This window comes from Paraflavitalea pollutisoli, assembly GCF_029360705.1.
GTDB lineage: Bacteria > Bacteroidota > Bacteroidia > Chitinophagales > Chitinophagaceae > Paraflavitalea > Paraflavitalea pollutisoli.
This window is the reverse complement of the sequence record NZ_JARKMX010000008.1, coordinates 651,005-665,067: the sequence shown is the minus strand read 5'-3', so window position 1 is coordinate 665,067 and position 14,063 is coordinate 651,005. Positions and strand designations below refer to the sequence as shown.

General features: G+C 48.9%; 13 protein-coding genes. 3 read left to right on the top strand and 10 right to left on the bottom strand.

Annotated features, from left to right (window positions below):
* Window positions 1–36 precede the first annotated feature (36 nt).
* Complete coding sequence (locus tag P2W70_RS16760) at window positions 37–450, top strand: hypothetical protein (protein WP_276482648.1); 414 nt, start codon at window positions 37–39, stop codon at window positions 448–450.
* A 94-nt stretch (window positions 451–544) separates the two neighbouring features.
* Here the strand turns inward: P2W70_RS16760 and P2W70_RS16755 are convergent, their stop codons facing one another.
* The 4 genes from P2W70_RS16755 to P2W70_RS16740 all read right to left on the bottom strand — a co-directional run bounded on the left by P2W70_RS16755 (window position 545) and on the right by P2W70_RS16740 (window position 3,820).
* A complete protein-coding gene (locus P2W70_RS16755; protein ID WP_276482647.1) occupies window positions 545–1,087 on the bottom strand; it encodes a DUF2199 domain-containing protein in 543 nt (180 codons plus the stop codon).
* An 84-nt stretch (window positions 1,088–1,171) separates the two neighbouring features.
* Window positions 1,172–1,957: a GldM family protein gene (locus P2W70_RS16750; RefSeq protein WP_276482646.1), complete on the bottom strand. Its 786-nt coding sequence runs from the start codon at window positions 1,955–1,957 to the stop codon at window positions 1,172–1,174.
* A 352-nt stretch (window positions 1,958–2,309) separates the two neighbouring features.
* Entirely contained in the window at window positions 2,310–2,744 is a 435-nt protein-coding gene (locus P2W70_RS16745; protein ID WP_276482645.1) for an SMI1/KNR4 family protein, read from the bottom strand.
* Window positions 2,745–3,406: 662 nt separating this feature from the next.
* A complete protein-coding gene (locus P2W70_RS16740; protein ID WP_276482644.1) occupies window positions 3,407–3,820 on the bottom strand; it encodes a DUF7336 domain-containing protein in 414 nt (137 codons plus the stop codon).
* Between the two features lie 229 nt (window positions 3,821–4,049).
* Between P2W70_RS16740 and P2W70_RS16735 the strand changes: the two genes are divergently transcribed.
* Window positions 4,050–4,952 (top strand): DUF1206 domain-containing protein, encoded by a 903-nt coding sequence (locus tag P2W70_RS16735; protein WP_276482643.1) that lies wholly within the window; start codon window positions 4,050–4,052, stop codon window positions 4,950–4,952.
* A 932-nt stretch (window positions 4,953–5,884) separates the two neighbouring features.
* Window positions 5,885–7,702 carry a hypothetical protein gene (locus tag P2W70_RS16730; RefSeq protein ID WP_276482642.1) on the top strand — a complete coding sequence of 606 codons (1,818 nt, stop codon included), beginning with the start codon at window positions 5,885–5,887 and terminating at the stop codon, window positions 7,700–7,702.
* Between the two features lie 402 nt (window positions 7,703–8,104).
* Here P2W70_RS16730 and P2W70_RS16725 read toward each other — a convergent pair whose 3' ends face one another.
* Genes P2W70_RS16725 through P2W70_RS16700 form a run of 6 tightly spaced genes read right to left on the bottom strand, consistent with a single transcriptional unit; the run spans window position 8,105 to window position 13,732 of the window.
* Window positions 8,105–8,596 (bottom strand): sterol desaturase family protein, encoded by a 492-nt coding sequence (locus tag P2W70_RS16725; protein ID WP_276482641.1) that lies wholly within the window; start codon window positions 8,594–8,596, stop codon window positions 8,105–8,107.
* An 18-nt stretch (window positions 8,597–8,614) separates the two neighbouring features.
* The gene (locus tag P2W70_RS16720) at window positions 8,615–9,451 is read right to left on the bottom strand and encodes a phytoene/squalene synthase family protein (RefSeq protein WP_276482640.1); all 837 of its coding nucleotides are present in this window, start codon (window positions 9,449–9,451) and stop codon (window positions 8,615–8,617) included.
* Window positions 9,448–10,929 (bottom strand): phytoene desaturase family protein, encoded by a 1,482-nt coding sequence (locus P2W70_RS16715; RefSeq protein ID WP_276482639.1) that lies wholly within the window; start codon window positions 10,927–10,929, stop codon window positions 9,448–9,450. Before P2W70_RS16715 ends, P2W70_RS16720 begins: the two co-directional genes overlap by 4 nt.
* A gap of 27 nt (window positions 10,930–10,956) precedes the next feature.
* Window positions 10,957–11,715, bottom strand: coding sequence for a LytR/AlgR family response regulator transcription factor (locus P2W70_RS16710; protein WP_276482638.1), 759 nt, complete (start codon window positions 11,713–11,715; stop codon window positions 10,957–10,959).
* A 4-nt stretch (window positions 11,716–11,719) separates the two neighbouring features.
* Entirely contained in the window at window positions 11,720–12,715 is a 996-nt protein-coding gene (locus tag P2W70_RS16705) for a sensor histidine kinase (protein ID WP_276482637.1), read from the bottom strand.
* 48 nt (window positions 12,716–12,763) lie between these two features.
* Entirely contained in the window at window positions 12,764–13,732 is a 969-nt protein-coding gene (locus P2W70_RS16700; RefSeq protein WP_276482636.1) for a fasciclin domain-containing protein, read from the bottom strand.
* Window positions 13,733–14,063: the final 331 nt, after the last annotated feature.

The following is a 14,063-nucleotide window of genomic DNA, read 5'->3' as shown; positions in this document are numbered from 1 at the left end:
GCTTGCAGTAACCACATCTAACACTGATCAGGGAAAATGAAGAACAGGGTGTTTTTTATGCTCACCCATTACGGGCTTAGCATTGCCGCCTTATTAGCGTCCACCTACTTACAATGGATTAGCGGTGAGCCGGCATCTTATCTGCTGTGGCTAGTCATTTTCACTGCCGTCATTGGCACGGTCTTGTTTCCGGTCATTGCCTTCCTGTTGCAAGCAGCTCCCTGGCCAATTGGCCTGAAGTGGCTTGGTGTATTTGTTTACCTGTTGCTCATCCTGAATATGATTCCTTATTTTTCCAGTGACGGCCGCCTGCTCACGGTAGAGATTTTTACCATGGGCAACCAATCACCAAAACCCTCCTTTCCCTTCAACGGAGGACTACACATCATTACCTTACTTAGTTTTCTATTGTCACTGGTGATCTTTAGGAAAAAGCCCATTGTAGCGTAAATGATACCGCTACTTTGTAGCGATGGCTATTACAGGTTTGCTATATTATTACCTCATTTAAGTTCTCCAAAAACACTACTAAAAGGCATTGAGGTTACCGGGAGCCATCCGACGGTCGAGATTTTGCCAACATGTGCTGGATGCGCCTTTCAGCCTCTTCCCTGGTAATGCCATTGTAATAATCATGTACAAAGGGATGGTCAAAGTCATCGTGCGGAACGATCTCGGGCCTTTGGTTACCAGTTTTGGTGTACACCGATGTGGGAATCGAACCGCCTTCGCCCAACTCATATCCCGAAATGCGGTTACAAAGCCAACCGAAATAGCACGTTTCATGGTTTTCGTTGTTGTAATTGGCCGAATAGTCGTCAAAACTATTTTCACTCAGGGAAACCCAAAGGCCGTATTGCAAATCCTGGCAATGGTCGATGACTTTTTGTGTCAAGGTAACCCTGATGAATCTATCCGTTTGATCAGGGTGGGTAATCACGCAAAAGTCGCTATCTATTTCGGCCATGGTGTCTTTGTCTTCCTGGGATAATTGCGCATAGTAATCCGGAGCGATAAAAGTCAACGCGGGCCATTCGGCGTGTTCTTTCCCGCAGCAGCTACAAGTGAATTTGATTTGTTCTGACATCAGTGTATTTTAATAGGAAGTCTGTAGTTTAGCTAACAAACACGATTAACCATGGAATTTACCGCAGTTTTTTGATGTATGCCATCAATCAACGATCTCAAACTCTATCGGAGCGATACGCTCCCTGGTTGTATCGACGTATTGAACGATAATATTGGAGAGCACGATACGGTCACCGGCTTTTAAGGTTGTGAGCAATTGGGTTAACCCGGCGCCAAACCGTCCGCCTTCGTTTTGCAATTCTATGGTAGCTGCACCCGAACGATACAGGGAAAAATGAAAACCAGTAATTTTCAAGGGAACTTCGACCAGTGGATTCTCCAGCATGGCAACGACGGCGCCCAGTTCCGTGATCAACTGTTTTGTAATAGTTCCTGCCCTTCGGTTGCCGACATACGCAACGGGCGGGCTCCGCTTGATACACCGAAAAGGTAGGGACCCAATTTTTCGACGTTGGCTCCCTGAAACATCAAAAACTTCGATTTCAATCACACTAGACGCCGCCGTATCAGGCCGGATGGTAAAAGAACAACCCTTCCGGGTAAAAGAGCATTGCTTTGCCTGCAGTTCAAGTTTATCGCAGGCAACACCATTGGCAACAACTACCAAAGGATTGCCCATGCCCTTATAGATAACATTGTTCACTTCGGAGGTAATGGTAAAATCCTGCGCCGTCGCAGTCAGCGCATTGGCCAATAGACAGGCCACTATGAGCATTCGGAACTTCATGGTGCGAAGGTGTAGTGTCAGCTGCCGGCACAACGCGTCGTTGGAGGGGCTTAAGCCTCTCTCATCCCAGGCCGACGCCGAGAACTTGTCTCGTTGGCGGAATGACAATAATTTTTCAACCTGGTCCTTTTCAGCTTGCATGGCAAGTTTTTAAAATTAGCTAATCTACATTGAGACGGCGCTATTCCAACACCATAACAGCATCAGACTGGTAGCCATCTAAATCATCCACCCGAAATTTATCTTCACAGGACGGTCGAATAGTATATATCTTTATCACGCAACCTCCATACACATCGATTTCTTCGCCATCGTAGGTGGTCTCACAGTAGGATATAGTCAGCAAGTAGCTTAGCCATTATCGAATTCATTCGGATTGTCATATCGCGATCTTTTGCATCAATGTACAGGGAACAACATAACAAAAAAACAACTTATCCCTTTTTCCTATTGTCGGTAATCCTCAATCCGCACCAAACAGCTTTCCATCACATTAACGCCCCAAAAGCGGCTGGAATAGGCCCTTATTCTTATGTTTGATTTGAGACGCCAGGAACTCATCAAAAGTGTCCGATAACTTATCATAAGGTATATGACCCATGCCAATAAATGGGAGCTTTACAACATCCCTGGAGCTAGTCTCGAAAGCGTAAGCGTCTTCCGCGCCGTCGGAGCCCCAAATAATGATGTTGGGTGCAAACTCCCTAACATTATAGGCCTGATTTAACTCAAGAAGCTCTTCAGCACTCCATAGTACAAGATAATTGCTTTCCGTTTCCCCTTCAAGTCCATTTGTAAACTGCAGAAACGATTTATAATCAGCTGGGAATAAGAAGTTGAAATAGCTTTCTGCAGCCGCAATAGCAGCATCTGTGGCGGGAGGAACGGTATCAAAGCTCATTGCCAATTTCTCAAGCATTGCTTTCATTGCTTTGTCGTTTCAACTCCATAATCTTTTTATTCCAATAGGTCGCAAGTTCTGCGTGCTGCATTTTCGATACAAATGTTATGTTTTGACCATCAGTTGGACTGCCTCCCAATAGGATAGGATGCACCCTATGAAGATGTAGCCCTTTCCGTTGATTAACTTTTGTCTTTGGCACTTTGTGTTATTTTATTACAGGTAAAAGGGAACATCAACAAAGAAACCCAGGCCCAAACAATTCCCTCATCGGGCTATCTATTCAAAAAATCAAGCTCACCATCCTTAATCGACTTGATGTATTGCTTAGGGAGCTCCTCGTTATCGATAAAAGAAACAGACACCCATTCACTTCCTGGGGTATACAACAGCCTGAAATTGTGTTGCCCCACATAAATGTCTGCAATGTGTGAGGCATTTGACGATATCCAGCCAGTAGTGTTTCGATGTCCCCATTCCGCGAATTTTCGATAGGCTTTGGTATCGGGTGCCAATTTGAATCTAACTATTTCATTCCATGACTTCGGCCGATGGATTGTATCGATGTTCACGCCTAGTGGTTTACTTCCGTAAAAGTAATCATTAATAGTAATGTCAGTCCTACAGCTCACCAAAACCCACAGTCAGCATAAATAAACCCCATAGTGATCGCGGTAATTTCATCCTTGTCATCGTTGATTGCTATCTCTTTGTACAAGTTTAACGGCATACAAAATACCGGCTCTTTCTTCACACTCGACAATGTCCAGGTGCTTGAACTCCCATGAAGAAGTGTCTTCATATACTTCGAATACCTGATAGCAGTCATTGGGCAAACACTCGGCCTGAGCTGTCTTCCAAGAATTGTCTTCACTTTTTATTAGAATACCTGTCATGGTAGCAAAGCCATCTGTCCAGTGATCCTTGTCCAGTTCATATTCACTAATTTCAAATTTGTCCGGGTGGTATTTGAACCCATTCAGACCTTTCAGGCGGTTGATGGCCAATTCGGCTTGTTCCATGGTTGAATAAATACCAATGAGTTTTGTCTCATCGTACCCATCAAGGTCATAGGAATGATGTAAAATAAATGCTGTTTTCATTCACTTAATGTATGCTACTTTGAAGTCCAGGTACTCGCAAGGCAAACGGCATTGCATCACTCCTTCCAATAAGCCAAGAGCACCGGTCGGCCGGTGATCGATTTCCACCGGGAATACCTACTTCTCGTACGTGGCTCTATGTTACAGAAAACTAACCAGATATAATAGTGAGCAGCCCCTTTTTTGTTAGATAAATAGATTTTTTATCAAATTTATAAATAGTCAGTCTATGAAAGTCGATGAGGATGGATGTACCCTGAGCAAAACCGACAGTAAGTTCCAGGGCGGGGGAGGGCACCAGGTTTGCACGTGCGGGTATATGCGTATTAAATCCCATAAACGCACCCTGTTGCATTATTTGCCGGTATATGGCTGTATTGCTACGGGTATCATCTACACGGCTATTGGGGCGATAGCCATCTTATCATTTCTGAAGGTCAGGGAGGGTGGGGCAGACGAGAACAGTTTGCTGGCGATCCTGAACGACTATTGGGTGGGTAAGATCGCGATTGGCCTGATCCTGCTGGGAACGCTGAGTTATATCATTTGGCGGTTCTATGAGGTCTGCGCGGATCCTTATGGCTATGGACGGGGCATAAAGGGAATAGCCAGGCGGGTTGGGGTTGGCCTGAGTACGGTGGCCGACATCCTGATCGTCTATGCGGCTATCCGTGTATTGGTGGGCGGCACAGATATCCAGACAGATGGTCAACCGATGGAAGAGCGGGAGCTCACGGCCTACCTGATACAACATCATGGCATTGGTCCGGTGTTGGCGATTGGTATCACCTACCTGGTGACCGCGATCATTCAGGCGTTGTATGGCATCTCCCAAGGGTTCCGGGAGCGGATAAACATCGAACAATTCAGACCTGTGTTCCGATGGTCGGTCCAGGTGCTGGCCTGGGCCGGCTACCTTGCCCGTGGCGTGATCCTGGGCATCATCGGTTACTTCTTCCTATTGGCCGGCCTTCACCATGACCCGCAACGGGTAGTCAACACCGACAAAGCTTTCGATTTCATCGGCGACCACGTCGGCCACCTATGGTTCATCCTGGTAGCCATTGGCACGATCTGTTATGGGCTTTTCATGTTTGCTCATGGAAGGGCGTATGATGTGGATGGGGATTGACTTCGGGGCCACCTCAGTTGGTCGGCCACGAAAAGCTTATCTTCCCAATTGCTGGAGTTTTCGAGTAGATATTTTAACCTGTCCGCATCATCCATGGTAACCTTTGGATGCTCCAATTTACATGGCTCTAACACCTCGCTGTCTCGACAATAAGCGGGACTAAAATATTCGCCCAATTCGATGTACCTAGGTAAGTAGTCAATAATTCCCATTGGTCTGAAATTTATGCAAAATAATCGAGGTAACTACAGGTCTTTGAACCTACCAAGCTACTAGATGACCAATGCGTCTGCGCCCTGCCTCCCATCGGTAAGGTTACCCTGTGTCGATTCTTCAGCGCTGTTGCAATAATATATTTTATAAACTGTATAGTTTATCCCGATTAGAATACTTATGAGTTTCCAATAGAAGCGACCGAATTGCTGGCAATGCGCTAAAACTTAGTCAAAAATCTGAACACTGGTTGCAAAATAATATCTTTACTTACTAAGTAGAGCAGTATAGAATTCCGTTCGCGTTTGCCCCAGCTTTGTGTTATCAAAATTGATGTATATGACAACAGCTACGAACAAACCTGTAACCCATCCCGGCACGATGGTGCCGACACCCACGGACAACTGCCGGGTGATGGTCTGGATACCCTCTACACATCCTCTGCACTCCTTATGGAAACTGTCTCCTTACCAGAGAGCGGTTAGAGCATGTGTAGAGCATGTGTAGAGGATGTGTAAGAGGGAATGCCGACAAGTAAGCGACGCAACGGCGAGGCGAAACAACCTGACTTTACCGCTTTCTATGTTCCTTTTTGATCCGGACAATCAGTTTATTCAAGCGAAAACAAAATCCAATGGTTATCGCCCCCAATACTCACTAATGCGTATTGCAAACATGACCGCCCTGACTTATTTTTCCCGGGAAATCTAATACGTTACATGAAAACAACCGCTTTAACCCACTACCTGGCTGGTCTATGCCTGATAATACTGGCAGGGTGTAGTAAAAACAACACCGAAACGCCAGTCGACCCCAATCCGGTGGAAGAGAAGACTGCCACTTTTATCACCACCAACGCCACCCCGGGTGGATCGGTGGTATTGGAGACCAGCTTCCCCCTTTCTTCCGCCACCTATAAGATCACTGTTGGCGGCAAACCCGCCACCCTCGTCAAGCTCAACAACCAGCAGGCCGGCTTTATCCTGCCCGTAGTACCGGCAGGCGCCATCACGGTCGATCTCACGGCCATCGGCGTAAAACCCGCTGCCTACACCGTAGGAACTTATTCAGCGATCACCGAAGCACAACCCGTGATCAGCTCATTCATCAGTGACCTGAACAAAGCCGTAGCATTGCTGGAAAAACAGCAGGAAGACACCATTCGCCAGGTATCCGCCAGCCGCGTGGCCATGGCGAAAAGTTTGCGCGACAACTTCCAGGCATTGTATGCCACCCTGCCAGATGCCGACCGCCTGGAGCTTGCTTATCACCTGCAACAAATGAAGTTTAATGGGTCAGATCCCCTGGTCAATGGAAAACAAGTGATGAACACGACCAACCTGCGCGATCCCGCCGATAGGCTGGTTACCCTGGGAGAATTGGTCATCACCCATACCACACTCACCATATCGGGCATGGCCATTGCCGTGATCGGCTTCTACGCACCAGAACCAACCCTCTTATCGAAAGTGCTGGGCATAGCGGCCGGCGCCTTTGCCGTCGCCAACTTAGCGCAAACCTGGCGCCTGATCGACGAGTTTGCCGATGAGTTTGGTAAACAAACCCAGTTTAAGGAACTGTCTACCGATGGAGGTCGGGTAGCCCAACCTGCTGGACAACAGGCTCGCGCAGACAATGTAAAAATGATGAACAAGGTGGCACTGCAGTTCAGCTTTACCTCCGAATTCCAAACCTTCTCCAGCCAGGATGCACAAAGCACCAATGCCTTCACCAAAAGCATCTTTACAGCACTCGATAAACTGTCGGTTTCCTATGAAAAGTTCTCCGCCGCAGTCAATTACGCCAAATCCTGGTTCAGTGCCGGTGCGCCAGCCCTCGAAACTTATGTTTCGCCCATCCGGAAAACCCCGGCCTCCACTACCATGATCACGCCTTCCAGCAAACTGTCCTTTAACAACGTCAGCGATCCGGGCATACAGGTCACCTACGTCAACAACGCAGACAATACAGTCACCATCAAAGCATCGAGCGAAACCGTAAAAACAGAGAAGACTTTTTCCTTCGATGTGGTCTATAACCACGCCAAACTGGGCATCAGCAATAAAAAGACCATCAACGCAACCTTTAACCCCAACAGCAACGAATGGATGGCACGACTGATCGGTAGTAACTGGAAACTAACCTACTACCTGCGCATGACGCCCCAGAAATACCAGGAATATACAGCCAGCTACAACAGGAACCCCGACGGCGCGTCCTATGTACCCGACACCGACAACCGCCTCCGAATCAAGGACTATCCCACAGAGATCTCGTTCAAATCAGATTCTACCTTCAGCGGCGTGGGCACTTTCCCTTACGGCTACCAACAAAAAGTATCGATCAACGCCCCCAATAAATGGCAGGTGAGCGCGACCGGTGCCATCTGGTCACGGTTCACCGCCGCTAAAGACCAGCCCGATTTTCACCTCGTGACCGGACAACTGGAAGTCATCGATACCAAAACCATCAAAGTGAAAATGCAACTGTTCACCTGCGATTGCGAAGAACCTTTCTCGATATTACAAAAACAATAGATGCCTGACATAAAAGGCCTTACATAAAAAAGCCCTCCGCATTGGCGGAGGGCTGTATTGTCGACGGTCAACAGGGACCGGCATAGTAGGAAGATAATTGATCGGACGGTCTATTATCTGCTTTTCATCGATATGAACATTCCTACTGTGGGTACGAATGATGGACTGATGCGTTTCATGGATATTGGAGGACTATTGGATTATTATTGCGGATCAACGAGGTAAAATTAGGTCTTCCGGCCACCTAAACGCAGACATGCCAGCTGCTAATGGAAAACTTTAGCACAATTCACTACCGCCCTTAATATAATGCACTTATCGATCGTATATATACGATCCTACAACTTCGTAAAATTGCCGTGTCCCCATACCGTATAGAAGCAAAAGGCCACCTCATGCAGCCTATCGCAACGGCTGACCGCTTTCAACACTGGCCCGGCGCCGGCCACTGAAATACATCCTGAAGAATTTAACAGGCACCCAAAGAAAACCAAAACATTCGCCCTGCTCTTTGCCAGTATGCTTGTGGTGTTGTTTGTGTGCCCGGCGGATAGCGAGCAGGTAGGGATTCTTCGTATCACGCAACCATTTCAGCCGTTGGTGAATGAAGATATCGTGCACAAAGAAATAAGCCATTCCATACAGCAGAATGCCCAGTCCGATAAAGAAGAGGTAATTGATGCCGCCCCGGGTTCCCAGGTAAAACAATACGATCGTGGGCAGTGCAAAGATCACAAAGAACAGGTCATTGCGCTCCAGCTCATGGTCATGACTGTGGTCATGATGGTCCTTGTGCAGCGCCCACAAAAACCCATGCATCACATATTTGTGAATACACCAGGTGGCCCCTTCCATGAGCATAAATGTAGTAAGCGTAATAAGCGTAAAAATCATGCGGGTAAAATTTTATGGTCACAACACAGCCACTTTATATTGTACATAGCTGCTCATCATCAAGGATAATTTCTGCACGTTGGGAATGCGGATACGCTCCTGCAGAATACGCTGAGCAGGCAGTTGCTGGATTTTCCTGAACAATGACCAGTAATACTTATAAGCCAGGTACACGCCAAACCGCGAACAGGGTGGAAGCCGCCGGATACCAATCAGGGCTTCTTTGAACTCTGCTTCGATATCTGCCTCGATGCTGCGCTTAATGTGGTTATCGAAACAACTCATTTCGATGTTGGGGAAATAGGTACGGCCCAATACCTGGTAATCGTCCTTCAGATCCCGCAGAAAATTGACCTTCTGAAATACCGACCCTAGCTTCATGGCATAGGGCTTCAACGCATCATAGGCTTTGGCATCGCCTTCCACAAACACCTGCAGGCACATCAGCCCCACCACTTCTGCCGATCCCAGGATGTACTCCTTGTACCGCGCCGAATCGTATTCCATCGGCGAAAGGTCCATTTGCATGCTATGCAGGAACTGCCTGATCAACTGACGGTCGATCTGGTAGCGGTGTACCGCTTCCTGGAAGGATTGCAACACCGGATTGAGGGAAATGCGTTCATCTAGTGCCTGCCAGGTTTGCTCCGTAAAGCGCTCGAGCAGCAGTGATTTGTTGTAGTCATGAAAACTGTCGACGATCTCATCGGCCAGCCGGACATAACCGTAGATAGAATAGATCGCTGGCCGGATAGATGGGCTCAAGGCCATAATGCCCAGTGAAAAACTGGTGCTGTATTGCTGGGTGATGCATTTGCTCACTTTGCGGGAAAATTGGTCGAATAGTATTTTCAAACGTTGGTGTTTGTTAGGTGATTAAGTTCATTAGCTACGATCTTGCCCGATATCAACGAAGGGGGCACACCCGGCCCGGGTACGGTGAGTTGACCGGTATAAAAAAGATTGTCGAGTTGCTTGTTACGGATAGATGGCTTTAACACTGCCGTTTGCGAGAGCGTATTGGCCAGTCCATAGGCATTACCCCGGAAAGCATTGTAGTCCTGCACGAAATCACGTACACAATAGCTTCTTTTATAATCGATCAGGTCCACCAGCCCGGTGGCGCCCGAGGTTTGCTCTATCCGCCGGATCATTTGTTCGAAATAATGCGCGCGTACGGCTGCGTCATCCTGCAGGCCGTTCGCCAGGGGCATCAGCAGGAACAGGTTTTCGTGGCCGGGGGGCGCTACGCCGGGATCTGTTTTCGAGGGGCAGCAGGCATAAAACAGCGGTTTGCGGGGCCATTGCTTGCGGTGATAGATGTCGTCGATATGGATATCAAGGTCATGCTCGAAAAACAAGGTATGGTGTTGCAACCCGGGGATTCGCTCGCGGAAACCCAGGTAATAAATAAGCGACGATGGTGCAAAAGTACGGCTTTCCCAATATCTCTGTCCATAGTTGCGAAACGAAGGCTCGAGCAAGGTTTCAGTATGGTGATAATCGGAAGAGGCAATCACTGCATCGAAACGACGTTCCTGACCCTTAATCCGCAGCGAGCGCACCTTGCCGCCAGCGGCGTTGATCTGCTCAACCGGCTGGTCGAAATAAAACTGCACCCCCTGTGCCTCAGCAATCGCGTACATGGCTTTGACCAGTTCATAGAAGCCACCCATCGGATACCAGGTGCCCAAGCCATAGCCCCCGTAATTCATCAGGCTGTAGAGGGCCGGTATCCGTTGAGGTGATGCACCCAGGAAAATTACCGGAAACTCCATCAAAGCCACCAGCCTGGGGTGACGGAAATACTTTTTTACGTAACTGCGAAAATCCGTGAGCAGGTCCAGCCGGAAAGCACTGGCGGCAATTTTGGGCGATACAAACTCCCACCAGGAATGACAGGGCTTGTGCACGAACTGACGCATACCGACCTCATACTTATAACGGGCCGCCTTCATGAAAGCATCCAACCTGGCGCCTGCACCCACCTCCGTTTCCTCAAATAAATTGCGCAGGGCTTTGTAGTCGCGGGGTACCGCCAGGTGGCCATCGGCAAAGACCATGTCAAACTGCGGATCGAGCGGTACCAACTTGTAAAAATCGGTAGCGGAATAGCCAAAATCGACAAAGAAATCATTGATGATATCCGGCATCCAGTACCAGCTGGGTCCCATATCGAACGTATAACCGTTATCCGTTGTAAACTGACGCGCCCGTCCGCCCGGCGTACTGTTCTTCTCAAAAACATGAACGTCGTGCCCGGCCTTGGCTGCATAGGCGGCCGCTGCCAATCCTGAAATTCCTGAACCAATGATTGCTATCTTTTGCTGCATATCGTCTTTGCTTTTTTGATAAGGCCGCTACGCCTCGGCCCAGGTCCTGAATTCAGCTACCCGCTCGCGGCTGATGATGAACTCATCCTCCCTGCCGGCACCTTTCACTTCCAGTTTGAGCCGGCTGTTGAGGTGCGGTTTGATGTATTCGATCGCCGAATACCGCACAATGTACCGGCGGTTGAGCCGGAAAAACAGTTTAGGGTTCAGCAATTGTTCCAGTTTTTCCAGGGTATAGTCGATGAGGTACCGCACCCCCTGCTTATCGGTGAGGTATACGATCTTGTTATCGGCCTGAAAAAAGGAAACATCTTCCGCCTGCACAAATTGCAGGCGCTGCCCGATGCGCCCCAGGAACCGGCTCTTGAATCCTTCATCCGCCACCACCTGCTGCACCCTCGGCAGCACCTGCTGGTAATCGATGGCCGGCGTTACTATCTCCTTGTATTTGTGAAAGGCCTGCGCAAGGGCATCCGCCGTAACAGGCTTTAATATATAATCGATGCTGAACAACCGGAAAGCCTCCATCGCGTACTGATCGTAGGCCGTGGTAAATACAACGGGCCCCTTATAGGCGATCCGCCGGAAGATGTCGAAGCTATGTCCGTCGGAAAGCTGGATATCCGATAGGATGAGGTCTGGGGCCGGATGCTGTCGTAGCCAGGCCACCGTTTCACCCACACTTTCGGTGCAATAGATATCCCGTATAGATGGGTCGTATTGACCGATCATCAGTTGCAGCCGTTGGGCAGCCAGTAATTCGTCTTCCACGATCAGCACTTTCATAACATCAGTTTAAATGCAATAAGGGCAATTGAACTTCAAACACCTCCGGCGACTGGTGAATGGTGATCTGCCGGCCGCATACCAATTCGTACCGCTTGGCAATATTGGTGAGCCCGATCCTGTTCGACTGCTCCACCGATTGGCGCGGCTGCCGGTTGTTACGAACCGTGAGGTTGCCAGCGGCATCTGCCAACACTTCGATGTGCAACGGACTGTTGCGCGAGATCACATTGTGCTTGATGGCATTTTCGATCAGCATTTGCAAGGCTACCGGGATGATGTAGCTGTTGTAATATTGTTCCGATACACCGATATCTACCTTCAACCCATCCGGGTAGCGCTGTTGCAGTAGGTACACATAGGGCTGAATAAAGGCCAGTTCCTTTTCGAGCTCCACCAGTTCTTTATCCTGGCTGTGCAGAATATACCGGTACACTTTGGAAAATGCTTCGATAAAGCGGTTGGCCCGGGGATTGTCCTTGATCACCATGCCCGAGAGCACATTGAGGTTGTTGAAGAGAAAATGAGGATTGACCTGGTTTTTAATCGCCTGCAGTTCGGCTTGCGCACTGATGCGTTTTAACGCCTCCGCTTCCGTGGCCTTGTTGCGGTACTCGCGGAAAAAGTAGAGGATGGCATTGAGCAGGTGAAAGAGCAGGCTGATGAGTCCCGCATAGATCAGGTTCAGCTTAAAAGGCATTTCCAGCTGCGCGACCGGGTAGTGGTAGATACCGACCCCCACTATATACACAATGGCAACGGTAGCGAGGCAGGAGATACTGAGACCAGCTGCAAAGAAAGCTCCCAGGTATTTGATGCGTTGTTGCTGGGGGGGAAACCGCCTGATCAGCCAGGGCTCAATCAAGCGGCTACCTTCCCAGGTGACCAACGTCACCAACACGAAGATCATCAGGGCATGATACCAGGCTATATCAATGTGAAAATAACGGTACACCTCACACAACACCGTATTGATGTAAGCGTAAGCGGACAACAGCATTATAAAAACATATCGGTATCGATGCGTAAACATGTGTTTCAGTTCAAATTAGGGTAACAATACCTGGTCGACTACATGGATCACACCATTTGTCGTCACGATATTAGTCGCCACAATATTGGAAGCGGTCGTGTTGCCATTGCCTTTCACTTTGGCTCCTCCACTCAGTGTAATCGTCAGCTTACCACCGCCTGCGGTTGCGGGTTGTGCACCTTCGGAAAGGTCGGACGAGAATACCCGCGCTGCCACCACATGGTTCAGCAAGATCGGCTTCAGGGCAGCTGGGTCAGCAGCCTGTATGGCCGCGATGTTGGCAAAACCCGCGTTGATAAAAGCCTGGTTGGTCGGTGCAAATACCGTTAAGGGCCCCGCTGCTGTCAAGGCATTTACAATATCACTGCCCGCCCGTTGTACCGCTGCTACCAGGAAGGTAAAGTTGGGATTGGCGGCTGCCGTCTGCACGATATTGCCTGCTGGTGGCATCAGCACTTTTTCCACGATGTGGATCACGCCATTGGTGGCGCCGATATCCGCCTTTTTCACTTTAACGCCGTTGATGAATACGCCGGCTGTGTTGCGGGTTGCAAAAGCCTGCTGGCCACTCAGGGTGGTGATGGGTGCATTGGGTCCGGCGGGCACATCGGCTGCCATGACCTTCATCCCCAATACATGGTACTGTAACACGGCTTTCAACAAGGCAACCCCTTCGCCACTCAGGGCATTGATCTTGGCTTCGGTATCCAGGTCGGGCGTACCGTCGCCATTGAGGTCGACCATTTTAAAAGCGGCATCATCCGGTGCAAACACCGTCAGATTGGCGGTGGTGGCCAGGGTATTGGCCAGACCTGCTTTTACGACGGCCGCTTCGAGCAAGGTGAGCTGCGGGTCGGCGACAACGGTTTCGGTAATGTTGCGCTGAACGGGCTTGTCGTCGTCCTTCTTACAACCCGTGATGCCGAAGGCAGTAACGGCAGCAGCAACCAATAAAGACTGACTAAACAATCGAATACATTTCATAGATGATTTTTTAAGTAAGTGAGTGATGGTGATTACCAGCCTCACCACTGCTTAAATCCTGCCGCGATCGACAGTGCCGGAGTGAAACCGCACAAAAACGGTGCGAACCGTCAAACCATTATTCCCTGGTCGATTAAACACCATAATGGTGCCTGCAAGCGCGGACAAATTGGCCATTGAACGCTACACTCAATCTTATCCTTCCCATTGGGGATGTCCATTTTGTTCAACAAAATTAAATAAAAGTTGAACAAAATAAGCATTACCTTTATGGAGCTGATAAATAATTAAATCCCACTCGTCCGTTGGTACACACAACACTCAGGGCAGA